This is a genomic window from Candidatus Rhodoluna planktonica (assembly GCF_001854225.1).
In the GTDB taxonomy this organism is placed as follows: Bacteria; Actinomycetota; Actinomycetes; order Actinomycetales; family Microbacteriaceae; genus Rhodoluna; species Rhodoluna planktonica.
In genome coordinates this window covers 352,567-376,891 of sequence record NZ_CP015208.1, presented here as the reverse complement: position 1 = coordinate 376,891, position 24,325 = coordinate 352,567, and the positions used below count along the sequence as shown (strand labels likewise).

General features: G+C 51.2%; 22 protein-coding genes and 1 tRNA gene. 5 read left to right on the top strand and 18 right to left on the bottom strand.

All coding sequences use genetic code 11. From position 1 onward, the window contains the following. Positions 1-68 precede the first annotated feature (68 nt). From hisS to rsmI, 17 genes are all read right to left on the bottom strand, one after another. Entirely contained in the window at positions 69-1,301 is a 1,233-nt protein-coding gene (gene hisS / locus A4Z71_RS01860; protein WP_070954283.1) for a histidine--tRNA ligase, read from the bottom strand. A 26-nt stretch (positions 1,302-1,327) separates the two neighbouring features. Further along, entirely contained in the window at positions 1,328-2,032 is a 705-nt protein-coding gene (locus A4Z71_RS01855; protein WP_070954282.1) for a nucleoside triphosphate pyrophosphohydrolase, read from the bottom strand. Between the two features lie 24 nt (positions 2,033-2,056). Continuing rightward, positions 2,057-2,626: a hypothetical protein gene (locus tag A4Z71_RS07080; RefSeq protein ID WP_070954281.1), complete on the bottom strand. Its 570-nt coding sequence runs from the start codon at positions 2,624-2,626 to the stop codon at positions 2,057-2,059. 70 nt (positions 2,627-2,696) lie between these two features. Beyond that, a complete protein-coding gene (gene mfd, locus A4Z71_RS01845) occupies positions 2,697-6,071 on the bottom strand; it encodes a transcription-repair coupling factor (protein WP_236858555.1) in 3,375 nt (1,124 codons plus the stop codon). Positions 6,072-6,236: 165 nt separating this feature from the next. Continuing rightward, on the bottom strand, positions 6,237-6,821 hold the full coding sequence (gene pth / locus A4Z71_RS01840; RefSeq protein WP_070954279.1) for an aminoacyl-tRNA hydrolase: 585 nt from the start codon (positions 6,819-6,821) through the stop codon (positions 6,237-6,239). Between the two features lie 24 nt (positions 6,822-6,845). Beyond that, the gene (locus A4Z71_RS01835; protein WP_070954278.1) at positions 6,846-7,424 is read right to left on the bottom strand and encodes a 50S ribosomal protein L25/general stress protein Ctc; all 579 of its coding nucleotides are present in this window, start codon (positions 7,422-7,424) and stop codon (positions 6,846-6,848) included. Between the two features lie 149 nt (positions 7,425-7,573). Continuing rightward, positions 7,574-8,833 carry an APC family permease gene (locus A4Z71_RS01830; RefSeq protein WP_070954277.1) on the bottom strand — a complete coding sequence of 420 codons (1,260 nt, stop codon included), beginning with the start codon at positions 8,831-8,833 and terminating at the stop codon, positions 7,574-7,576. Next, a complete protein-coding gene (locus A4Z71_RS01825) occupies positions 8,796-9,770 on the bottom strand; it encodes a ribose-phosphate diphosphokinase (RefSeq protein WP_070954276.1) in 975 nt (324 codons plus the stop codon). The genes A4Z71_RS01830 and A4Z71_RS01825 overlap by 38 nt, the downstream gene beginning before the upstream one ends. Positions 9,771-9,786: 16 nt before the next feature. Next, positions 9,787-11,211, bottom strand: a complete 1,425-nt coding sequence (gene glmU / locus A4Z71_RS01820) for a bifunctional UDP-N-acetylglucosamine diphosphorylase/glucosamine-1-phosphate N-acetyltransferase GlmU (protein WP_070954275.1) — start codon at positions 11,209-11,211, stop codon at positions 9,787-9,789. Positions 11,212-11,234: 23 nt separating this feature from the next. Beyond that, a tRNA-Gln gene (locus tag A4Z71_RS01815) sits at positions 11,235-11,305 on the bottom strand. A 52-nt stretch (positions 11,306-11,357) separates the two neighbouring features. After that, positions 11,358-13,166 carry an ABC-F family ATP-binding cassette domain-containing protein gene (locus A4Z71_RS01810; protein WP_070954274.1) on the bottom strand — a complete coding sequence of 603 codons (1,809 nt, stop codon included), beginning with the start codon at positions 13,164-13,166 and terminating at the stop codon, positions 11,358-11,360. Beyond that, positions 13,166-14,080 carry a 4-(cytidine 5'-diphospho)-2-C-methyl-D-erythritol kinase gene (locus A4Z71_RS01805; protein ID WP_070954273.1) on the bottom strand — a complete coding sequence of 305 codons (915 nt, stop codon included), beginning with the start codon at positions 14,078-14,080 and terminating at the stop codon, positions 13,166-13,168. The genes A4Z71_RS01810 and A4Z71_RS01805 overlap by 1 nt, the downstream gene beginning before the upstream one ends. Beyond that, on the bottom strand, positions 14,077-14,385 hold the full coding sequence (locus A4Z71_RS01800) for a hypothetical protein (protein WP_070954272.1): 309 nt from the start codon (positions 14,383-14,385) through the stop codon (positions 14,077-14,079). The genes A4Z71_RS01805 and A4Z71_RS01800 overlap by 4 nt, the downstream gene beginning before the upstream one ends. After that, on the bottom strand, positions 14,385-15,218 hold the full coding sequence (gene rsmA, locus A4Z71_RS01795; protein ID WP_070955196.1) for a 16S rRNA (adenine(1518)-N(6)/adenine(1519)-N(6))-dimethyltransferase RsmA: 834 nt from the start codon (positions 15,216-15,218) through the stop codon (positions 14,385-14,387). The genes A4Z71_RS01800 and rsmA overlap by 1 nt, the downstream gene beginning before the upstream one ends. A gap of 2 nt (positions 15,219-15,220) precedes the next feature. Further along, on the bottom strand, positions 15,221-16,138 hold the full coding sequence (locus A4Z71_RS01790; RefSeq protein ID WP_070954271.1) for a TatD family hydrolase: 918 nt from the start codon (positions 16,136-16,138) through the stop codon (positions 15,221-15,223). A 1-nt stretch (position 16,139) separates the two neighbouring features. Next, positions 16,140-17,747 carry a methionine--tRNA ligase gene (metG, locus tag A4Z71_RS01785; RefSeq protein WP_070954270.1) on the bottom strand — a complete coding sequence of 536 codons (1,608 nt, stop codon included), beginning with the start codon at positions 17,745-17,747 and terminating at the stop codon, positions 16,140-16,142. A 10-nt stretch (positions 17,748-17,757) separates the two neighbouring features. Further along, positions 17,758-18,576 carry a 16S rRNA (cytidine(1402)-2'-O)-methyltransferase gene (rsmI, locus tag A4Z71_RS01780; protein WP_070954269.1) on the bottom strand — a complete coding sequence of 273 codons (819 nt, stop codon included), beginning with the start codon at positions 18,574-18,576 and terminating at the stop codon, positions 17,758-17,760. Positions 18,577-18,599: 23 nt separating this feature from the next. Between rsmI and A4Z71_RS01775 the strand changes: the two genes are divergently transcribed. Genes A4Z71_RS01775 through A4Z71_RS01760 form a run of 4 tightly spaced genes read left to right on the top strand, consistent with a single transcriptional unit; the run spans position 18,600 to position 22,340 of the window. Then, positions 18,600-20,036: a dolichyl-phosphate-mannose--protein mannosyltransferase gene (locus tag A4Z71_RS01775; protein WP_084028377.1), complete on the top strand. Its 1,437-nt coding sequence runs from the start codon at positions 18,600-18,602 to the stop codon at positions 20,034-20,036. A gap of 26 nt (positions 20,037-20,062) precedes the next feature. Then, entirely contained in the window at positions 20,063-21,220 is a 1,158-nt protein-coding gene (locus A4Z71_RS01770; RefSeq protein WP_070954268.1) for an MFS transporter, read from the top strand. A 2-nt stretch (positions 21,221-21,222) separates the two neighbouring features. Next, positions 21,223-21,504, top strand: coding sequence for a YciI family protein (locus A4Z71_RS01765; RefSeq protein WP_070954267.1), 282 nt, complete (start codon positions 21,223-21,225; stop codon positions 21,502-21,504). Then, positions 21,504-22,340, top strand: a complete 837-nt coding sequence (locus tag A4Z71_RS01760) for an aldo/keto reductase (RefSeq protein WP_070954266.1) — start codon at positions 21,504-21,506, stop codon at positions 22,338-22,340. Before A4Z71_RS01765 ends, A4Z71_RS01760 begins: the two co-directional genes overlap by 1 nt. Here A4Z71_RS01760 and A4Z71_RS01755 read toward each other — a convergent pair. After that, positions 22,337-23,323: a TerC/Alx family metal homeostasis membrane protein gene (locus A4Z71_RS01755; RefSeq protein ID WP_070954265.1), complete on the bottom strand. Its 987-nt coding sequence runs from the start codon at positions 23,321-23,323 to the stop codon at positions 22,337-22,339. The genes A4Z71_RS01760 and A4Z71_RS01755 overlap by 4 nt on opposite strands. Before the next feature lie 81 nt (positions 23,324-23,404). Between A4Z71_RS01755 and A4Z71_RS01750 the strand changes: the two genes are divergently transcribed. Continuing rightward, complete coding sequence (locus A4Z71_RS01750) at positions 23,405-24,295, top strand: TIGR01777 family oxidoreductase (protein ID WP_070954264.1); 891 nt, start codon at positions 23,405-23,407, stop codon at positions 24,293-24,295. Positions 24,296-24,325 lie beyond the last annotated feature (30 nt).

The following is a 24,325-nucleotide window of genomic DNA, read 5'->3' as shown; positions in this document are numbered from 1 at the left end:
TCTCCTTATTTGAAATGATTTTGATTCGCGCATTTCAGCACTTAAACGCCGTTGTCTCGAGGATTAGTTTAGGCGATGGGCTTAATTTCCAGTGTTTCTAATGACTGGCTATTTACGTTGATGATGGCAAAGTGGTTGAAGCCTTGCTCAGCTAAATTTTCGAGCAAAATGTTTAGCTTCTTCGGTCGCTCTTCAAGTCGAACCTGATAGCCCTGCTCAATTAGCTCGGCCTGTCGCAAAATTGCCAAACTGATGATTTCTGGGTTCGTGCTATCGAGCACCAAGACCAATTTCGGCTTCTCTGCGGCGGCAGCAACTTTTTCAACCGTTACTAAATCAACCACTCTTTCAAAGCCGATGGAGATTCCGACTGCAGGCACATCTTCGCCCAGCCAGCGCCCAACCATTCCGTCGTATCTGCCACCGCCACCGATAGACGAGCCAGATTCTGGATGTTCAATTTCGAAAATCGCACCGGTGTAGTAACCCATGCCTCGAACCAGAGTAGGGTCAAATCTCAATCTGCCCGGGCCGAACTTAGCTTCGACAGCGGCAAAAATCTCGCGTAGCTCATCCGGGATTTCTAGATTACTTCCCAGTGAAGAGAGCCAACCGGCAGCGGTCTGAGCGACCTGAGAGTCAAACTTTTCGCCAAGCTCGCGGACAACCCCTTCGGCATAAATTTTGTCGAGTTTGTCGATTGTGATCATTGCCGAAGCTTTACCATCCGCTGGAATCCCTAGGCCATCTAGCAGGTTCGACAGCAAGACTCGGTGGTTTACCCGAATAGTGGCGTCGTCTACTCCGATTGCGCCAAGAGCGTCCAGGGATGAAATCAAAAGGTCAATTTCAGCGAGAACACTGCTGTCACCGATGATGTCAATATCGCACTGCACGAACTGACGGTAACGACCCTTCTGAGGTCGCTCAGCGCGCCAAACTGGTCCGGTTTGAATTGCCTTGAATACCCTAGGCAGTTTCGCCCGGTTTGTTGCGTAGTAACGGGTCAGCGGAACAGTTAGGTCGTATCGCAAACCTAGGTCGGCTAAATCTTCAACACCGTGAGCCATAGCCTTTTCGAGTTCTTCGCCTCGCTTCAGCACCCGGAAGGCCAGCTTTTCGTTATCTCCACCCTGACCGGAAGTCAGTCTAGAGATATCTTCGAGCGCTGGGGTCTCAATTTCCTGGTAGCCGTGGGCTTGGTAGGTAGAGCGAATCGCCCCCAAGACAAGGTCGCGTTTGAGTTTCTCGTGAGGCAAGAAATCGCGCATTCCGCGAGGTGGGTTTACGTCTTTAGCCATTGGTCAATATTGGCACAGGCAAAGCCTTAGTCTTCGTCAGTTGGAACAGCAATTATGCCGGCGTCAGCCGCATCGCCAATTTCGACCTCTCGAATCTCAACCATCAACTCACGAACGGCACCGCGAAGGGCCTGCTCCGGGTCAATTCCAGCCGAGCGTGCTGAACTAACGACCGCCAACAGGATGGCACCTACCTCATCGGAATTAGCCACCGAAAATGGGCCGGGGGCATCTTTATCGAGAAGTCCGATTTTCTCAGCTTTGCCCATCACTTTGTCGGCGAGCGCTAAGGCGGGAAGATTCAAAGGCATTCCATCTAAGATGCTCTGGCGTTGCGGTTTTTCGCGTTTCTTGTGATCGTCCCAGTTCTGCATCACATCGTCGCCGGTTTTTGCGGCGTACTTTTGTAGCTCTTCCTCGTTACCAAAAACATGAGGGTGACGACCAATCATTTTTTGGGCTGAAACTTCAGCAACCGTTTCGATACTGAAAGGTTCACCCAGCGAGCCGGTCGAGGCTAAATCCGCGTGAAAAATGACCTGATACAAAACATCGCCGAGCTCTTCGATAACTTCTTCGCGCGAGCCAGATTCGATGGCGTCGATTAGTTCGTAGGCCTCTTCGAGCAGGTACTTCATGAGTGATTCGTGTGTCTGCTCGGCATCCCAGGGGCAGCCCCCGGGAGCGCGTAATTTGTGGGCAACGGCAATTAGCTCGTCAAGTTTGGTCATGCGAACAGTTTGCCAGAGGTTTAGTTAGTCGTCGTCGCGATCGTCATCATGATCGTCGTCATCATCATCGTCATCGTCGCCGTCATCGTCGTCTTCATAATCGACACCGTTGACTGTCCCGCCAGAACCCGCTTGGTAACTTGGCGTAGCTGAAGACACTTCACCCCAGGTAAGACCCGACGTGCCGGGCAAAACCAGACTTCGGGTTGGGCTGGTTTGAACCGTATTTGTTGCGGGGTTACTTTGAATCGGTGCACTCGCAAAACCGTTTGTTTCTGCTGGAGCGGCTATTTCCGCCGCGCTGAAAGTAGCCGAGCCGGGCTCAGCAGTCAACCCAGTGTTCGACACAGAAGCAGGTGGCGGTTCGACATTTGATGGTTGGGGGTCGGCCGCACTTGACGTGCTCGAAGAATTCGGTTCACGCGAAAAAACCTGGTCAATCAGATCTGCCGCTATACCCGGCGAGCTGAATTGTGTGAACACCAACGTACCTAAAGAGAGAACAGAGGTGGCCGCCAACAACCGGTTAACTTTGTTTGCCGGCCTAATCTCATCCCTTTGATAAGGATCTTGAGGATTTTGATCATTCTCCATGGCTGCTCCTAAAACTTTTTTCTAATCTAATTAGAGCCCTGACGCCTGAGAGTTGCCTGCGAAAAGTCGTCTAATTTTGGGGAAAAATGCGAGCGAGAAAAGCCCAGGCCCAATCAATTGCAACACGATCGCGAAGCGGCTCGCCGGTATGCGGGTCTTTTGGAGCTGGAACTGTGATGGTCTTGGCGCTTTGCAAGTATTTGAAACCCGGGAACAGATGTGACAGTTGAACTTGGGCGGCCTCATCAAGTTCGACCGGCTGCAACTTGGCCTGCAAACCAAGAACGTTGAAATCTTTCAAACCGAGACGGTTGGCCTGTTGACGCAATTCAGTTACGTCAATCAAGTTGCGAACAGCCTCCGGAGCCTTGCCGTATCTGTCCTCTAGCTCAGCCAAAATCATGTCGAGTTGCTTTCGCGAACCGGTTTCACCAGAGGCTGCGGAAAGTTTGTGATAGGCCTCAAGTCTCAGTCTCTCACTGTCAACATAGGTGGCAGGAATGTGAGCATCAACGGGTAATTCCAACTTCAATTCAGCAGGCGAATCAACCTTTTCACCCTTGAATTCGGCTACCGCCTCACCAATCATGCGAAGGTAAAGGTCAAAGCCAACACCGGCAATATGGCCAGATTGCTCGCCGCCGAGAAGGTTTCCGGCACCTCTAATCTCTAGATCTTTCAGCGCTATTTGCATACCGCCGCCAAGCTCATTATTCAGCGCAATTGTCGCCAGTCGATCGTGCGCCGTCTCGCTTAGTGGCCGGGCCGGGTCGTAGAAGAAGTAAGCGTATGCTCGCTCACGGCTTCGACCGACTCGACCTCGAATTTGATGCAGCTGACTCAAGCCAAAATTTTCAGCGCGATCAACAATCAAGGTGTTTGCATTCGGAATGTCAATTCCAGTTTCAATAATGGTTGTCGACACCAACACATCGAATTTCTTTTCCCAGAAATCAACAACCACTTGCTCGAGCGCAGCCTCACTCATTTGACCGTGCGCCACAGCAATTCGCGCCTCGGGCACCAACTCGGCCAAATCGTTGGCTACCTTCTCAATCGTGCTGACCCGGTTGTGCACGAAAAACACCTGACCCTCGCGCAGCAGCTCTCTCCTGATAGCAGCGGCAACCTGCTTATCGCTGTAACTTCCGATGTAGGTCAAAATTGGATGACGCTCTTCAGGTGGAGTAGCCAGCGTCGACATCTCACGGATTCCGGTGATTGCCATTTCTAGGGTTCGAGGAATTGGTGTTGCCGACATTGCTAGGACATCAACATTGTGTTTTAGATCTTTGAGTTTCTCTTTGTGTTCGACTCCGAAACGCTGCTCTTCGTCAATAATGACCAAACCGAGATTTCTAAACTTGACTGAATTCGACAGCAACCGGTGAGTTCCGATTACCATGTCTATCTCCCCAGTGGCCAGCCCGGCCAGGGTTTCCTTCACTTCTTTTTCGGTTTGAAAGCGACTCAGTGAGCGAACCTTGACTGGAAATCCAGCAAATCTAGATTCGAAGGTGTCGGTGTGTTGTCGCACCAACAAGGTGGTGGGAACCAGCATGGCAACTTGCTTGCCATCCTGGATTGCTTTGAATGCAGCGCGAACTGCGATTTCGGTTTTACCGTAGCCAACGTCACCGGCCAATAGTCGATCCATCGGCACTTCGCGCTCCATGTCGCGCTTTACTTCTTCGATTGTGGTCAGCTGATCTGGGGTTTCAACGAAGGCAAAAGCCTCTTCAAGTTCGCGCTGCCACGGGGTATCCGGACCAAAAGCGTGCCCCTTTGATTTCATGCGCGCACTGTAAAGCTTCACTAAGTCGATGGCGATTTTTCGGATTGCCTTTCGGGCATTACCTTTAGCTTTAGCCCAGTCTGTGCCACCCATCTTGCTCAAAACCGGCGCCTCGCCACCGACGTATTTGGTCAGCAAATCTAGCTGATCGGTCGGAACAAACAGAGTGTCGCCCGGATAGCCGCGCTTACTGGGCGCGTATTCGATTAGCAAATACTCGCGCTGGTGTTTTTGCCGAGCGATGCCTGCTTCACGGGTGACCAGCTCAACGAATCGGCCAATTCCATGAATTTGGTGCACCACATAATCGCCTTTTTTTAAGCTCAGTGGATCTACCGCTTGACCTCGCTTGGCCGCCAACTTTCGAACCTGCGGGCTGACGTAAGCAGAATGTTTGCCGTAGAACTCGGCCTCGGTGATGACGATCAACTTTGGGTCGGGAGCGACGAAGCCAGCTCGCAAAGAGCCTTGCGCCACTTGAACTCTCAACTTCAAGGCACTGAACTGTTCGTTCAGTCGCTCAACTGAACCGCTCCCCTCGGCTACGACAACAATCTGGTAGCCGTCCTCCTGCTGATCCAAAAGCCAGTCCGAGGCGGTAGTGTCGAGGCCCTTGAAGTTTGGAATCTCGAAAAAGCCAAGATTAATCAGCGAATCGTCATCCGCGCCAAATTGACTGACCGTAAACAACTGGCGATCATCGAGGTGTTTTTTGAATTCAGCCAGATCGAAAAACCCACCGGCCGATAGATCGATCGGGGCGTTCGCACCCTCTATGGCCGCATCCCAGGCCGCATGCAGAAACTCTTCGTTTGTTTCGACCAAATTTGTTGCTCGGGCAGCTGATTTTTCTGGCGAAAGCAAAGTGACAATTGTGTTTTGAGGAAAATAACTGGTGACCGGAACTAGTTCAGTTGCGAGCACTGGCACCAAGGCCTCCATGCCATCCACCGGGATGCCCTCGGCAATCTTGGCCAACATTGTTGAAATGTTCGGAAACTCGTGAGTCATTTCTCGGGCTTTAGCAGCAACCTGAGGAGTGATGATCATCTCTCGCGCGGCAAAAATTTCCACTTTTTGCAGCTCGGTATCCGTCGGCAACGAGCGTTGATCAGCGACCGAAAATTCTCGAATCTCGTCAAGTTCATCCCCGAAGAATTCGAGCCTTTGGGCGTGTTCAGCCGTGGTTGGAAAAATATCCAGGATGCCACCACGAACAGCAAATTCGCCACGCTTGGTCACCATATCGACTCGAGAATATGCCAACTCAACCAACTTCAGTGACAACTCCATGAGACTGTATTCACTGCCTCTGTTGAGGGTCAGCGGAGGGAAATCCGCTAGGTGCGCCACCACCGGCTGCAGCACCGCTCGCACCGATGAGAGCACGATCACCGGATGGTCTAGTTTTTCCGGTAAGGAATGAAGTCGGTGTAAAACTCGAAGTCTCTTGCCGATGGTTTCTGGGCTGGGGCTTAGTCTCTCGTGCGGCAGGGTTTCCCAGCTTGGAAACTCGAGCACTTCAGCGCGGTCGTCGAGTGCACGTAGGGCCGCGGCCGTTTCCTCGGCCTCTCGCCCAGTAGCAACCACAACCAGCTGCACGCTGAAACCAGTCTCATCATGCTGAAGCTGACTAAAAGCTGAAACCAAAACTGGATGCGCTCCAACCGGAGCAACCAAATCTAAACGTTTGGATTTGAGTTTGGCTTTTACTTTGGTAAATACGTATGAATCTGAAATGAGTGCGTCAAGGCGCGAAAAGGCCTCAGAGTTTTGCGCGCTCACAGGGTAAGTCTAAGCCTGCGTCAGAATCAGTTATTCCGTCGAGTTGAATTTCTGTTGCGCGTTTGCCAGGCCATCTTTGACGATAGCTTCTGCGGCATCGGCTGCAATCTCAAGTGTCACCGGTAGATTTTTTCGCTCGGCACTTGAAAAATCCTTGAGAACAAAATCAGCCGTATCCATGTGACCCGGCGGCCTACCAATTCCAACTCTGATCCGAGCAAAATCATTTGTCCCCAACGCTGAAATGATGTCGCGCAGGCCATTGTGCCCGCCGTGTCCGCCCGAAAACTTTACACGTACAGTCTCTGCTGGGATGTCTAGCTCATCGTGGATGACGATTATGTGATCTGGTTTGATCGAGTAAAACTTAGCCAAATTTGAAACCGGTGCACCGGAGTTGTTCATGTAACCCAGCGATTTTGCCAAAATCAATTTTGGCCCGCCCGGAAATAACCTCGCCTCAGCGGCGAGGGCCAGGGACTTATGTGCTTTGAGATTGGCACCCAGCCGATCGGCAAGAACTGAAATTACCATTTGGCCAACATTGTGCCGATTAGCAGAATAGTCGGGCCCAGGATTCCCGAGCCCGACTACTAAGTATGAGTTTTCACTCATTAGAGCAAATTTGCCTGACTTTGCTTAGCTGTTTGCTTCCGCTAGTTCTTCAGCGTGACCCGCCTTGGTTGCAACTACGGTTGCAATCAATTCATCGGCGGCAAAATCAAGCTTTGCGCCTGCAGGCAACTTAACATCGGCAGCAGTGATGTGGGTTCCAGCACCGTTTTCTTTGGTGACGTGGATCTCGACGAATTCTGGAATTGCAGTTGCGTCAGCTTCGATCTTTAGAGTCTTGTGCTCGACCTCAACAATGGTTCCACCCATTGATTCGCCAATAACGTGAACTGGAACCTCAACGTGAACGCGCTCACCCTTTACCAAGGTGACCAAGTCAATGTGCTCGATAATCTGAGTCACTGGGTCTTTTGAGGCGCTCTTTACTAGAACCTGCTCGGTCTTGCCGTCGATGGTTAGATCAAGCAAGGCATTCTTGTGGCGCAATACCAAAGCAATTTCGTGGGCTGGCAAGGTGATGTGGCGCGCTTCGGTGCCGTGACCGTAAATTACTGCTGGGGTGCGGCCGGCTGCGCGAAACTTGCGAGCTGCGCCTTTGCCGAATGAGTTACGAACTTCGCCGACAATCTTTGCTGCGTCTGACATTTTTATCCTTAGTTTTTTTGTTTCAAATTTTGTGATTCAAGTTTTTTGAAATCAACTCAAGCGTTGAACGCGAGGATTAGGTCTGAATTTGACTTGATACCCCGTCGATAACGGTCGCTCTGCGACCCTCGCCGTTGTCTTGCCCTAGTTTAGGCGCGGCGAACCATCTTGCGCAAGCCGAGAACCAGAGCCAGCAGCAAGCCTGAGACCAATAACGCAGGGCCAGGAACTGAAATAGCGACTACTAGTGCCAGGGCTAGGCCAAGCCAGTTCAGATTTTTAGGCATCGTACGTTCGATCATTGGTTGGCGCAGGGCAGAAAACTGACCGACCGCGTAGTAGAGCAAAACCGAAAATGAGCTGAATCCGATGACCCAAATCAACTGCCCAGTCATGACTAAGACGCAAGCTCCGGAAGCAACCACCAACTCAGCCAGCCATGGAGATCCAAAGCGATTTTTGCGTGAAAAGACCTGCGGAAGCTCCCGATCGCTTGCCATTTCGGCGGCAGTTCGAGAAACCCCAGCTAGCAGAGCCAGCATCGAGCCGAGGCCCGCTATAGAAACCATTAGCGAAACAACGGGGTCGATCGACAACCCCATGTTCGTAAACAGCGAAGCCATCGGTGCCTCGCTAATCAAGAGCTCACTGCCCAGCTGCAGAATTAGCAGCGCAGCGATCGCGGCGTATAGAAAAACAACGAGGATTAGTGAAATCAGAATGGCCTTCGGAATATTTTTCTTCGGGTTGATCACATCATCACCGAGCGTGGCAACCCGCGCATATCCGGCAAAGGCAAAAAACAGCACACTGGTAGCCGACAGTGTCGCGAAGAATGCATCGTCAGGATTAGAAGTGAAGGTCAAATCTAAGTTTGACCAATTCAACTGATCAACCCGACCGAAGCCAAGCAAAATTGCAACCAGAAAAAAACCAATCACCGAAATTGAAATTAATTTGGCTGCCGTAGCAGTGCGTTGGATGCCAAAAATATTTAAGGCCGTTAGCAAGAAAATCAAGGCGATTGCCAGTGGTACCGAAAAAGTCGAGTTCAAATACGAAGCGACTACCAGCCCAATTGCCCCAATTGAGGCGATTTTCCCGGCGACAAAGGAAAAACCAGCGATGAATGACCAGGTTTCGTTCAGGTACTTTCGAGCGTATGCATACACTCCACCCGGTTTAGCGACCTGAGCGGCCAACTGGTAAACCGCAGCCGCATTTAGTGAAGCAAGAACAGCCGCCAAGAATAGTGCCAAATAAAACCAAGGACCAGCGAGTAGAACGGCATCGCGAAACACAACGAATACCCCGGCGCCAACCATCGAGGCTGTGCCAATCGCAACGGCTGAAACCAGCCCGATCTGCTGTTTAGGCGTGGCCGGGGAAAAGTTTGTTGACTGAGTCATCGCCAAAGACTGCACTAATTGCCGCAGCAATCAACGGTGCGATTGATAGTACTGTCAAATTGTCGAAAATTTTATCTTCGGTCAGAGGCAAGGTATTGGTGACAATAACCTCGTCAACTACACCATTTGATAGTCGTTCGACTGCTGGATTTGAGAAGACAGCGTGGGTTGCCGCAACAATGACTTTCGCTGCGCCATTGTCTTTAAGTGCCTTAGCCGCTGCGACGATTGTGCCAGCGGTATCGATCATGTCATCTACTAGCAAACAAGTTCGTCCGGAAACATCACCGACCAACTCGTGAGCTTCGACCTGGTTTGGACGATCTGGATCGCGACGTTTGTGAATAATCGCCAAAGGTGTGCCAAGACGCTCAGCCCAGATGTCGGCCACTCGTACTCGACCCGAGTCTGGTGAAACCACAGTCAGCTCTTCACTGCTGTACTTTTGAGCCACGTAATCAGCCAACATCGGCAAAGCCCAAAGGTGGTCTACCGGACCATCGAAGAAACCTTGAATCTGAGGAGTGTGCAAATCTACCGACATGATTCGGTTGGCACCGGCCGCTTTGAAAAGGTCAGTCATCAAGCGAGCCGAAATAGGCTCGCGGCCCTTGTGCTTTTTGTCCTGACGAGCATAGGGAAAGAACGGCGCCACGACAGTGATGCGCTTGGCACTAGCTCGCTTTAGAGCATCGACCATCAGCAACTGCTCCATGACCCAGTTGTTTATGCCGGCGGCATGCGACTGAATAACGAACGCGTCAACGCCGCGAACACTTTCTTCGTACCGAACGAAAGTTTCACCGTTGGCAAAGTCGTAGGCAGTGGTAGGTAGAACTTCTGTTCCCAAAATTTCAGCCACTTCAGCGGCCAACCCCGGATGCGCACGTCCACTAACGATGACCAGTTTCTTTGAGTTGCTGGTAGTAATTTCCAAAGTGGACTCCCGATTTCTAGTTGTTGGCTTTTTGGGCTGCTTCAGCGGCTTTTGAGCCGGCTCGCTTGGCAATAACCCAATCGGCAATGTTTCTTTGCGGCGCAACATTCATTGCTAAATCTCCGGGACTTACGTCTTTACGAACCACTGTTCCCGCTGCGGTATATGCGCCGTCTCCGATGGTTACCGGAGCGACAAAGACGTTGTGTGACCCACTTCTTACGTGTGAACCAATCTTGCTGCGATGTTTGTTGACGCCGTCGTAATTGGCAAAAATTGTGCCAGCACCGATGTTTGACTGCTCACCAATCTCGGCATCTCCAACGTAGCTCAGGTGCGGAACCTTACTGCCGGGGCCTATTTTGGCATTCTTGGTTTCAACGAAAGTACCAATTTTTCCGCCTTCACCCAATTCTGTTCCGGCACGTAGAAACGCAAATGGGCCAACCGATGCGTTGGCGTCGATAATCGAGCCTGTGACGTGCGACTTTACAACTGTGGCAGATTCGCCCACCGCGCTGTCAACCATGAAAACTTCAGGTCCGACGGTGGCTCCCTGAGCAACCTTGGTTAGGCCCTTGAGGTGGGTGCCCGGCAGCAAAGTCACGTCTTCACCCAACTGAACTGTGACATCGATAAAGGTTGAACTTGGGTCGAGGATGGTGACTCCGGCGAGCTGCCATGCTTCACAAATTCTGTAGTTGAGTTCGGCTGCAACTTCACTGAGTTGGACGCGATCGTTGATACCGGCAACTAGCCAGTTGTCGCTAACTGCGAGCGCCTGAACTTTCTTTTTGGCTCGAAGAATCTCGGCTGCAGCATCGGTCAGATACTTTTCACCTTGAGCGTTGTGTGATCCTACTTTGCCGAGCGCCTCGCGCAGCGCGGCGGCGTCAAACACATAAACACCGGCGTTTACTTCATTGATTTCCAGCTGCTTAGCGTCAGCATCTCGATGTTCAACGATTTCGATGAACTTGCCATCGTTGCTTCGCATCACGCGTCCGTAGCCAGTCGGATCTTCGACTACTGCGGTGAGCACCGTCGCGGAGTAGCCGCCGTTTAGGTGAGCCTCAAGCAATGACTCAAGGGTGGCAACATCTAGCAGCGGCACATCGCCGCTGGTTACGATTACGGCTCCGTTGAAGTCAGCAGGCAAGGATGCCAAAGCGCACTCGACCGCTCGGCCGGTGCCGGGAATTTCATCCTGTTCGGCAATAAGAGCGTTTGGGTAAAAAGCTTTGATGTAGTCGCTAATTAGCTCTTTTTGGTATCGAACGACGGGAACTACGAATGCGGCATCTAGCGAAGATGCGGTTGCCAAAGCGTGACCGAGAAGAGGTAAGCCCGCTAACTCGTGCATGACCTTGGGTTTACTGGAACGCATGCGAGTGCCCTCGCCAGCAGCCAGAACGACTACTGCAAGATGCTGTTCCGACATCGCGCTCCTGACCTTTTGTTTTGCTGCTCCACTAGGACTCGAACCTAGACAAACGCCTCCAAAGGGCGTCGTGCTGCCATTACACCATGGAGCAACGCAATCCCATTTCTGAGATTGCCTCTATAGTCTGCCAGAAATTAAGCGACCTACTGCAGCAATTCTGAAGTTTCAAGCCACTCAATTTCGAGCGCCTCACGTTTTTCGTTGAAAGCGCTCTGTTTCTCAGCCATGATGGCAAGACCTTGATAATCGCCCTGATCGTGAGCAGCCATTTCAGCGTGCAACTTTGCCTCTTCAGTAGCCAGTTTTTCTAAGGCTCGCTCGATTCGACTCAAATTCTTCTCGGCATCGCGAAGCTCGGCGCCACTCAGCGAAGAGTTTTGCTTGCTCGATTTGGAATCTTCGGAACTGGCTGCCAATTTTGAGTTGCTGGCTGCACCGGTCAACAGCGAATGGCGACGCAGTTCGAGGTATTGGTCCACTCCTCCGGTCAAATGGCGGAGCGAGCCGTCACCCATTAGAGCAAACTGATCGTCGGTCACTCTTTCCAGCAGGTAACGATCGTGGCTAACCACAATTAGAGTCCCTGGCCAACTGTCGAGTAGGTCCTCCATCGCGGTAAGAATGTCGGTGTCTAAATCGTTGGTTGGTTCATCCAAGATCAGAACGTTCGGCTCGCCAAAAAGCAATCTCAAAAACTGCAGTCGACGCCGCTGACCGCCGCTGAGATCCTCAATTGGTGTTTGCAACTGCGCTTGAGTAAAGCCGAGTTGCTCGACCAATTGACCGGGCGAAACCTCTTTTTTATCAATTACAAAAGTCGATTTTTCGCGAGCAATCAAATTAAAAATTCGCTCGCCGTGAAACTGGTCAAGTTCGCGTACTTCTTGGCTCAGGGTAGCTATTTTTACGGTCTTGCCAAGCTTGATTTTTCCAGAGGTTGGCTTGAGCTGACCCTCGATCAGGCGCAGCATTGTAGTTTTACCCGCTCCGTTAATTCCCAGCAGGCCAACCCGATCTCCGGGGCCAAGCCTCCAGGTGACATCCCGAAGAATGTTTTTGTTTTCGATTTCGTAGCTCAAATCTTCGATGTCGACTACGTCTTTTCCGAGTCTTGCAGTGGCCAGTTTCGAGAGCGCAACCTTGTCTCGCAGCGGAGGCACATCGCTGATCAACTCAGCTGCGGCATCTAACCTAAATTTCGGTTTTGTGGTTCGAGCCGGTGCCCCACGTCGAAGCCAAGCCAATTCTTTGCGCAGCAAGTTTTGACGTCTAGCCTCCGAGGCCGCGGCACTTCGATCTCTTTCAGCGCGCTGCAAAACATAGGCTGCATAACCACCCTCAAAAGGTTCGATGACGCCATCGTGCAGTTCCCAGGTGAGATTGCAGACAGCATCTAGAAACCACCGATCGTGAGTGACCACAATCAGCCCGCCGGCATTGGCAGCCCATCTCTTGCTTAGGTGACCGGCTAGCCAAGCGACACCCTCAACATCCAAGTGGTTTGTGGGCTCGTCTAAGAAGAGCACGTCGAGTTCTTGGGCTAGCAGTTTGGCAAGTGCGACTCGGCGACGTTGACCACCACTTAGGTCACCTACTTTTGCACTCCAGTCAAGGTCACCTAAAAGACCTGAAATCACATCGCGAATTTTGGGATCAGAGGCCCACTCGTGATCTGGTCGGTTACCTACCACGGCAACCCCAACCGTCAGTTCCTGATCTAGCACGTCACTCTGATCGAGCATTCCGATAGATAGGCCATTTCGATGAGTGACTCGGCCGCTGTCGACTGCCAAATCTTTTGCCAAGACTTTCAGCAGAGTTGACTTTCCATCACCGTTTCGACCCACAATTCCAATTCGGTCACCCTCATTGAGGCCAATTGTGATGCCGGAAAATACCTTTTTCGTCGGATATTCCAGTGAGATTTGCTCAGCGCCGAGTAAATGTGCCACTAGCTGGCCTCGATTCGAGCGCCAGTCGGAGAATCTGTCGCCACGACAGCGGTATGACCCAACCGCTGAAACTGCTGTTGCAGTTGAACAGCCGAATCAGCATCGGCGCAGATAAAGGCCACGGTTGGCCCTGATCCCGAGACGAATCCGTTGAGCGCCTGCATTTCGAGGCCGATCCGGATTGTGTCAGCCAAACTTGGCCGTAGCGAAATAGCCACCGGCTGCAACTCATTGACGATGTTGGCGGCTAGTTCTGCCGCACTCTCGCCAGCAGCAGCGGCCAAAAATGTTTGGCTCAGCGTTGGTTGCTCGATTTGGGCGCTGCCACGCAAGCTATCCAGTTGCTGATAAACCGCTTTGGTTGACAAACCTTGTTCGTCAATCACGAAAACTAGATGTACCGATTGACCGAGAGGCAGAGGGCTCAAGTTTTCGCCACGGCCGGTGCCTAGAGCGAAGCCGCCGCGCAAAGCAAATGGAACATCGGAGCCGATTTCGACTGAAAATTTTTGCAGTTGACTAGCAGTTAGTCGGCAGCCAAGCAGTTCATTGGCGGCGACCAACGCTGCTGCTGCATCCGCTGACCCACCGGCCATCCCGCCCGCTACCGGGATGTGTTTTTCGATGTCCACTCGCAGCGGCGGAAATGAATCTAGATTTGCCCAGCCAGCTAATTTTTTGATGGCTTGGATGGTCAGGTTTGATTCATCAAGCGGCACCATCGACAATTGCTGCTCAGATAGAGAGCCACCAACTGAAACGCTCCACTCAGTGTCAATTGAAACTGAAACCCGGTCACGCAAATTCAAACCCAAATATGCGCTAGCCACTTCGTGATAGCCATCATCAGCCAGAGGGCCAACCTTGAAAGCTAAATTCACCTTGGCCGGTGCTGATGCAACTGCTTTATTCAATGCTGCTCCAGACGGCTATGTAATTGGCCAAGGACCTCTTGCCACCAATTTCTTCGCGGTTCGATTTCCGAATCAGGCTTATTCAACAACTCATGGACGATTCGCAACTGAACAATTTCGCCCGAAGTTTGCCAGTCGATGATTGCGCGAGTCCCATCATCGAAAGCCAGCTGGATTCGATCTGGTTTTGACAGTAACAATCGTGGACGATGTTCGATTTGCCACGAGTCAACATCGTTCAAAACCGTGGTTAGACGAGGAAGTGAAACGTCAAAGGAATCTTCAATCTTGAAAGCTAAAGACATTATGAAACCTCAGCTATTCGCACAAAATCGTGAACGCTCAGTTCTTCGCCACGGGCCTGCGGTGAAACCCCCGCAAGTTGCAGCAACCGCTCAGCGTTGGCAGCATCTCCCGCCCATCCGGAAAGTGCTTGGCGCAAAGTTTTTCGGCGTTGTGAAAATGCGGCGTCGGCAATCTCGAATGTCCTGAGGCGAAGCCCCTCGTCACCCAGAGGTTTTTGTCGTTTCTCAAAGTAGACAAGGGCAGAATCAACGTTGGGCACCGGCCAAAAAATGTTTCTACCAACATTGCCAGCTAGTGCTGATTCGGCATACCAGGCCAACTTGACCGAGGGAATTCCGTAAATTTTGGATCCCGGGGTAGCGGCTAGGCGATGCGCTACTTCGGCCTGCACTAAAACCAAACCTTTCTCGAGGCTCGAAAAAGTCTCGAGAAAGTGCAGCAATACCGGCACGGAAATGTTGTAGGGCAAGTTAGCAACTAGGGCATCTGGCGCATTGGGCAGTTCGGTGACCTTCATGGCATCAGCTCGAACCAGCTGAAACACTGTACCGGGAGCACGGGCCGCAACAGTGTCTTCCAATTCGGCAGCCATTTTCGGATCAATTTCGACCGCAATTACTTTCTTCACCGATTCAAGCAAGCCCAAAGTCAGTGAGCCTAGGCCAGGGCCAATCTCGACCACGGTTTCATCGCCATCAAGCTTTGCAGCAGCCACAATTCGTCGAATTGTGTTGGGGTCGGTGACGAAGTTTTGACCAAGTTTTTTGGTCGGCACAATTCCTAAGCGCTCAACCAACAAACGAATATCGTTGCCACCCAACAAATCGACCATTGCTACCAACTACCGTAAACAGACTCTGTGTTAGCCGCGAGCTGCAAACACAGGTCTTCTAGACCTGTGCCCAACTGTTCAGCCATGAATCTTGCCGTCACTGGAACCAAATACGAGGCATTTGGTCTGCCTCTAAAAGGCTCCGGGGCCAAAAATGGCGCATCCGTTTCGATCAGAATCAGCTCTCGCTTGGCCGCCAAAAGTGAATCGCGCAAGTGTTGATTGCGTTTGATTGTGATGTTGCCGGCAAAAGACATGTACCAGCCATTTTCATTACAAATCTGCGCCAGGTCCACATCGCCCGAGTAACAGTGGAAAACAGTTTTTTCTGGAGCACCCACCCTGAGCAAAGTTTCAACCACTTCTTCGTGGGCGTCTCGATCGTGAATCATCAAAGCAATGGAATTTTCTTTCGCAATGCGGATGTGCTCTTCAAAACTGTGCTTCTGCAGCTTGATTGATTGCTCGCCCTCGGTCCGGAAGAAGTCCAACCCGGTCTCACCGATTGCACGAACTCTGGGCAGTTTTGCCAGCTGTTCAATCTCGGCGATAGCTTCATCCAGTTTCTCGATCGACTCGTAAAGCGGCGCCTCGTTTGGGTGCAGCGCAACGGCAGCAAGGACACGAGCATTGCTCTGCGCCAGCTGGGCCGACCACTTTGATGATTCGAGTGTTACCCCAACCTGGACAACACCCTTGATGCCGACCGACGCAGCTTTATCTAGGTGTTCGGCAACAGGAAGTGGCTCCTGGTCATCAAAAAATTGAAACTCAAGGTGGGTGTGATTGTCGTAAAGCGAAACCGGCAACGCATCAGGCAGGTCTGGATAGGCAAATTTCGATTGCTTTACCGTGGCGGGTTTAGCTGGTGAATCTACCTCGCCGGCTGACTTGGTTCGCACAAAGTTTTCGCTCGGCACGTTACTTGGTTTCTGACTCAGCTTCAATGCGTGGGAACAAAGCTTCAAGCTGACCCAGGGTCACACCTGTTGTTAGCTGCCCCCAGTTGCCAGCATTTTGAATTTGCTGAGTTGCTAACTCGCCGACCGAATCACCCAACGCTGCCCAAAGTTTGGCGGTTGCCTTCGGAATAAACGGATTGAGCAAAACAGCGAGCACCCTCAAGCCCTCAAGCGTTGTGTTCAGAACTGTGGCCAACCGCTCTTTATTTTCGGGGCTCTTAGCCAACACCCACGGCTCCTGAACCGTGATGTAGTTGTTCAATTCGTCAACTAGAGTCCAGATGCTGTTTAGTGCATCTTGGATGGCTACCGCTTCAATTGCTGCGTCTGCATTTTGCGCAGCAGCCTTCGCCACCTCAGCCACATGCAAGTCCACGGCTTCCAGACCGAATTCTTCAGGAACAACTCCGTCAAAATATCGGTGCACCATTGCAATTACGCGCGATGCCAAATTACCGAAGCCATTCGCCAATTCAGCCTGATAACGGGCCGACAGATCTTCCCATGAAAACGAACCGTCTTGGCCAAAGGCGATTGCCTTCATGAAGTAGTAGCGAAATGCATCTGAACCAAAAGTGTCGGTAATTTGATTTGGTGCTATACCGGTGAGCTTTGATTTCGACATTTTTTCGCCACCGACAAGAAGCCAGCCGTGACCGAAAACCTGGTTTGCTGGGCTGAGCCCTGCCGCCATAAGCATTGCAGGCCAAATTACCGCGTGAAAACGAAGAATGTCCTTACCAACAACTTGAACCGAGGCAGGCCAGAGATCAGCAAATTTCTGCTGCAGTTCTGCCGACTCTTCACCGTAGCCAATTGCGGTTATGTAGTTGAGTAGCGCATCGAACCAAACGTAGGTGATGTGGCTCTCATCCCAGGGAATGTCAATTCCCCAGTCGAATTTCTCTTTAGATCGCGAAATCGAAAGATCTTCCAGTCCTCGGCGCACGAAGGCAACCACTTCGTTTCGAGCCGATTCAGGCTGAATGAATTTGGGATTAGCTTCGTAGAAATCAAGCAGCGGTTGAGTGAACTCACTCAACTTGAAGAAGTAATTGGTTTCTTGAAGTTTCTCAACCGGCTTCGAGTGGATAGCGCAAACAGAGATTCCGGCAAAATCACCCTGACCATCAATTAGGTCTGCTTCGGTTTTGTATTCTTCGCAACCAACGCAGTAGTTACCTTCGTAGGATCCGCGGTAAATAAAACCGGTGTCATAAAGATGCTGTAAAAACTTTTGAACGTTGCGTTCGTGTCTTGGTTCGGTCGTGCGAATGAAATCTTGATTATCGATGTCGATAGTCTCCAGAAGTGGCAGCCAAGCCTCCTCGACAAGCTTGTCTGCCCAAACTTTTGGCGTCGACTGGTTGGCAGCGGCAGTTCGCAGAATTTTCTCGCCGTGCTCATCGGTTCCGGTCAGGAGGAACGAATTTTCACCGCGCTGGCGATGCCAGCGAGCCAGCACATCTGCTGCAACTTCGGTGTATGCGTGCCCGATGTGAGGAGCGTCGTTCACATAAAAAATTGGCGTCGTAACGTAGAACGACTTTCCTGGGTTGCTTGGCATGGATACCATTCTATTTGCGTGCTGAAAGCACAGCGTCGTAAAGCAGTTTCTTGCTGAAGTCGTTGGCATCGGCAATTTCAATTACCGCTTCTTTTAGTCGGTTGCCCGATGCGACCAACTGGTTGACTTGCTCGATAAGTAGGTCAAGATTTACTGTCTTTTCCTCTGCTCCCCCGATAATCAGAACCATTTCGCCCTTGGGTTCAGTTCGGGCCCAGTCGGCCAGCTCGGCCAGGGAGCCTCGTTTTGTTTCCTCAAATTTCTTGGTGAGTTCTCGAGAAACGGCCGCCAAACGATCAGGGCCAAACACAGCAACCGCATCGATTAGTGCATCCAGCAATCGGTGCGGCGATTCGAAAAAGATCATCGTTCGGCGTTCCTGAAGCAATTCGGCGAAGACATTTTGCCGCTCACCTGATTTTCTTGGTAAAAACCCCTCGAAGGTAAACCTGCCAGTTGGCAAACCAGAAACAGCTAAGGCGCTAATCACTGCCGAAGGCCCCGGCACTACGGTGACCGTGCCGCCGGCCGCCGCAACCGAGCGAACCAGCACAAAACCAGGATCACTGACGGTCGGCATACCCGCATCGCTGACCAAAACCAGATCATCGTCCAATGCCAATTCGACAAGAGCAGAATTTCGGTGAAGTTCATTGTGCTCGTGCAGGCTAAAGAGTTTCGCCTGCATCTGGATACCCAACGCATTAGCTAACTGCAAAAGTGAGCGGGTGTCTTCAGCCGCGATAAATTTGGACTCCGCTAACAGCTCGCGAAGCCGTGGCGAGGCATCCGAGAGGTTTCCAATTGGGGTCGCAGCGAGAATAAGCACGTTCTATTGTCTAGCATTAGGGCGTGATTGCTGCACTTCAAAATTTGCTTGCCACCGCCAAAGGTCGCAAACAATTTGACCTATTTGCGCCGCTGACGGTGCTCTTGATAGCGGCAATTCTTCGCTTGTGGAACCTGGGCTACCCAAAAAAGCTGGTCTTTGACGAAACCTATTACGTCAAGGATGCCTGGACTCTTTTCAAAACTGGGGCAGAGCGCGCTTGGCCAGCCGATGCGAATCCGAAATTTGAAGCAGGGCAGACCGAAATCTTTTTGAACGACCCGAGTTTTGTCGTTCATCCACCATTAGGCAAATGGATCATCGGGCTCGGGATGTGGCTTTTTGGCCCAGACCAATCTTTTTCCTGGCGAATTTCGGTTGCGATTTTAGGAATTGCCTCCGTTGCTCTCGTAATCGTAGCGACCCGCATTCTCACCAATTCAGGAGTTTGGTCAGTTGTAGCCGGCACACTCATGGCGATTGACGGACATGCCATAGTCCTTTCGAGAACAGCCTTGCTCGACGGAATTCTTACCTTTTTTATGCTTCTTGCATTTTGGTTTTTGTTACTCGATCGCAGAATTCGGGAGCAAACGGGCCGATTTTCCCGCAGGTATATTTTTGCTGCAGCAATTGCGCTCGGGGCGGGTCTCGCAACTAAGTGGTCGGCCGCTTACTTCATCCTTGTTTTTGTAATTTACCTAGTGGCAGATGAGGTGCTTCGTGCCCGGGCAAACGAATCAGCAAAGTGGCAGCGTCGATCACTGACCGAAATTCTGAAGATGGCTAGCTTGGCCGTGCCGGCAATTGCTTTGACCTACATCTCAAGCTGGCTGGGCTGGCTGCTCGGCGACAGCGGCTACGACCGCGATTCCAGCCCCAATGCTTTTGTCGCCTTATTCAACTACCATCAGGCCGCCTACAACTTTCACGTTGGACTCAAGACCCCACACAGTTACGCCTCTAACCCGCTAACTTGGCCGCTAGCGCTTCGGCCAACCAGTTTTTTCTACGAAGGTCTAGCCGAAGGTGAAAATGGCTGCGAGGTGGTTGGTGGTTGCTCTAGCGCAATAACCGCGCTTGGCAACCCGCTGATTTGGCTCGGCGGAACAGCGGCGATTATTTGGCTCGCATATTTCGCAATCAAAAATCTTGATCGGACCGCAACTCTGATTTCACTGGGCATAATTGCCGGCTGGGTGCCTTGGCTTTTCTTCATGCAGCGCACGGTTTTTCAGTTTTACTCAATCGTATTTTTACCCTGGACCGTCATGGGCATTGCCTATGCGCTTCAAAAGCGGCGATCCGTTGCCGGCAATAAAAAATCATTCGATATCAAGCTTGCCGCCGGTTTGGCACTCGCTGCCGGTCTCAGCAACTTCTTCCTACCAATTTGGTGGGGCACCTGGATTCCGTTCTGGTTTTGGCAGTCACACATGTGGCTTCCATCCTGGATCTAACCCGCTCAGGCTAGGCTGGTGTAATCATGTCTAGCTACTCAGAACTACTGCGTCAAAAAGGCTTCGGTCGCATAATTTTGTCGCAACTTTTAGCCAGGTTCCCGTTTGGCATGATGACTATCGCATTTGTTTTGCACATTGAACAGATGCACGATTCCTACGCGGTGGCAGGCCTAGCCCTAGGCGCTGAAACCATTGGTGCGGCAATTTCTGGTCCGCTATTGGCACGCTGGATGGGTCCGTTTGGCGCTCGGCGAGTAATCCTCACCGGCGCCATCACCGGAGCAATTGCGATGCTAATAATTGCGATTTTTTGGCTTCCAACTGTTTTAGTAATTTTTCTGTCGCTGATTGTTGGCCTCACCTCACCACCGATTCAGTCCGCAGCTCGAACGATCTATCCGAGTTTGGTTAGTAAGAAGCAGCTGAACAGCGTGTACGCGATGGATGCTACCGCCCAAGAAATTATCTGGGTGATTGGGCCGGTAACCGCCGCGCTGCTAGCTAGCAGTTTCGGAAGCGCTGCTGTAGTTGCACTAATGGCCGTTTTGCAAATTTTTGGTTCGATTCTCTTTTCGGCAAATCGTGAAGTTGCTCAGCTAAAAATTCCTGCACCAAATGCCCGAGTTGGCGGCATCCTGAGAAACAGACTGGTGCTTTCTAATGCGATTATCGGGCTGCTGATGGTTGGTTCGTTCTCTGGGGTTGAAGTTGGTGCCGTTGCAATTTTGGATAAGGGAACAGCAGGCCTGGTGCTTGCCGCGTTCTCCGCGGGTTCACTGCTAGGTGGAATATTTTTGGGCAACCGCGCAAAAACGGATTGGGCACTGACGAAGTTCCTCGCTGTCATTTTGCTGGGGTATTCATTGTTTTGGTTTGCCCCAGAAAACCCTTGGTGGATCGGCATCTGCATGTTTGTTTCGGGGCTCGGGGTTGCCCCGGCCTTTGGATTACTCGCGGCTTTGGTCGCAAAACGACTAAAGCAAGCCGATGCTGCCGAGGCCTATGGCTGGATAAACACCGGCCAGCTGATGGGGTATTCGGCTGGAGCAGCGCTTAGCGGAATTGCGATTGACATAATCTCCAGCACAGCCGCGCTTTGGGTCTCAATAATTTTTGGCGCCGCAACCGTAGTGGCAGCAGCGCTGACGACTAAGTCACTTAATCAAAAACCGAAGGATTAGCCATGGCTATCTTTGCCGTCACCTACTTCTACACCGCCGACGCGGATGAACTTGCGTTGGTCAGACCGTCTCATCGTCAATGGCTGAGCGATCAGCTTGACGAAGGCTCGCTGCTGGCAAGCGGGCCAATGGTTGACACCCCAAGTGCTTTGCTGATTTGGCGAGCCACAGATTTGGCCGAACTAAGCAAACTCTTGGATGAAGACCCATTCGACATCGCAGGTTTCATCGGCGAAAGAACAATCACCGAGTGGAATCCAGTATTCGGACCATGGAGTAACTAATGAATTTTCAACTAGAACAAAACCCACAAATCACACTCAACGACGGAAACACGATCCCTCAGTTGGGCCTAGGCGTCTATAAGGTTGGCCAAGACATCGGTGTCGAACTTGTAAAAACGGCTCTCGATCTCGGCTATCGCCGAATCGATACCGCCTCGATTTACGACAACGAAATCGAGGTTGGTGGCGGAATCAGGCAGTCTGGCATCGCTCGCGAGGAAATCTTCGTGACTACAAAAATTTGGAACGATCGCCAGGGTTACCACGATGCGCTAGAGGCCATTGATGAAGGATTGGCGCGTCTGAACATCGGCTACGTTGACATGCTGCTGATTCACTGGCCGGTCCCGCGCCAGAATAAATTCGTCGACACCTGGCGAGCATTTGAAGAAACTGTCGCAACCGGTCGGGTTAGATCGATCGGTGTCTCCAATTTTCATCCTCAGCACATTGAGCAACTGGTAGAACATGCCCAAATACTGCCCAGCATCAACCAGGTTGAAATGCATCCAGCTCTGCAACAGACTGAAGTTCGAGTGGCTAACGAAAAGTACGGAATCAAAACTGAGGCTTGGTCGCCTCTGGGCCGAGGCATGTTTTCCGAAAACCCTGTGATTACCGAGATCGCTAAAAACCACGGTAAAACTGCAGCCCAAACCGTGTTGCGTTGGCACATTCAGCTTGGAAATTTGGTTATTCCAAAATCTTCCAACCCAGTGCGTCTCGCCGAGAACATCGATGTTTTCGATTTTTCTCTTAGCGCGGATGAAATGGAACAAATCAAGACCCTAGATTCAGGTCACCGAATTGGACCAAATCCCGAAACGTTTGGCTAAATTTCGGCTTTCTTTTTTCGGGTCGCCAAAAGACTGATCACTGTTGTCAAAAACAGTGTCACCAAAATCACGGTCAGCGATAGTTCAGTCGAAATTTCAGGTGCCCATTTTATGTACTCACCATTGTTGATAAATGGAAGTTCATTCTTGTGCATCGCATGGAACACTAATTTCGCGCCGATCCAAGCCAAAATAATCGACAGACCAACACCCAGGTACTTCAGGCGTTCCATCAAACCGCTAAGTAAGAAATAGAGCTGGCGAAGCCCGAGCAAAGCAAAGGCATTTGCGGTAAAGACGATGTACGGTTCGTTGGTGAGACCGTAAACAGCTGGGATCGAGTCGAGCGCAAAGAGCACATCGGTGGCACCGATTGAAATCATTACCAAAAGCATCGGTGTGATGAAACGCTTGCCATCAATTTTGATGGTCAACTTTGTGTCATGAAACTCGTCAACGGTGGCGAAACGCTTCTTAACAAAAGCCATTAGCTTTCCGCCTGGAACTTTGTCCTCGGAAGCATGATGGAAGGTATCCCAAATCAACATGGCAGCGGTGTAAATCAAGAAAGCACCAAAGATGTAGAAAACCCAACTGAACGCATTGATGGCAGCAGCACCAACTGCGATGAAAATACCGCGCAGGACCAACGCAATCACAATGCCGATCAAAAGCGCTTGGCTCTGCAGCCTTCTCGGGACCGCAAACTGAGTGAAAATAATTAGAAAGACAAACAGGTTGTCAACCGAAAGGCTCTTTTCGGTGATGAAACCAGCCAAGTATTCAGAACCATATTGGCCTCCCCAAACTTGGCCCACGACCCAAGCGAAGATAAGTGCCGCACCCATATAAACAGAGCTCTGAATGGCAGATTCTTTGAAGGTTGGCTCGTGAGGGTTACGGATTTGATAAATCAAATCTCCAACTATCACCGCGACTAAAACACCAATCGACAGCCACCAGACCCAAGCATCAACCTGCATAATTTCCTCCTGCCGAAGCAAAACAGATATCAGTCGGAATAATTCCCAATTTTGAATGGCTTGACTTGCTAGGAGGATGAGTTGAAAGTATTGATTTCTGGAGCATCTGGACTTGTTGGCAGCGAGCTTGTCAGGCAGCTAACTGCCCGCGGTGACGAGGCATATCGCTTGGTTAGACGTGCACCAGAAAATAACTTTGAAATCCAATGGGATCCGGAAACCCAAAGAATCCCTGAAGATGCCCTAGATGGCATCGATGCGGTGGTCAATCTAGCCGGTGCCACCACGGGCAAAATTCCTTGGACTAAGAAGTACAAACAAGAAATCGTCTCTTCAAGAATCAACTCAACAAAAACTTTAGTTTCTGCCATCAATCGCGCAACCAACAAACCGAAGGTTTTAGTTAGCGGTTCTGCATCTGGTTTCTACGGAGACAAGCCTGGCGAAGTTTTGACTGAAACCTCGCCGAAAGGGACTGGCTTCCTAAGCGACCTTGCGGCTCAATGGGAAGCAGAAGCAGCAAAAGCCGAGACCAGGGTCGTTTTGGTTAGAACCACAATGGTTATGTCAAAATCTTTGGGCGCCCTAGGCAGGTTGCTACCGCTAATTAAACTTGGCATCGGCGGCCCTCTTGGGTCAGGAAAACAAGATTGGGCCTGGATTTCGCTGGTTGATGAAGCCCGCGCAATAATCCACCTCATCGATAATCAAAAGACCGAGGGCGCCTACAATCTCACTGCACCCGAGCCAGCTACCTGCGGGCAAATAGTGGCAAGTCTCGCCAAGAAGTTGCACCGCCCGGCAATAATTCCGGTTCCTAAATTCGCGCTTAATTTGCTGATTGGTGAGGCCGCTCGCGAGTTGCTTCTCTGCTCGCAGAACATGAGCGCCGACAAACTAATCTCGAGTGGGTTCCAGTTCACCCATCCGAGTCTTGATCAGGCGAGCGCTTGGGTCGTCGAGAAAAACTAAGAGTCGTCGTACAGCACTTCGCTAAAAATA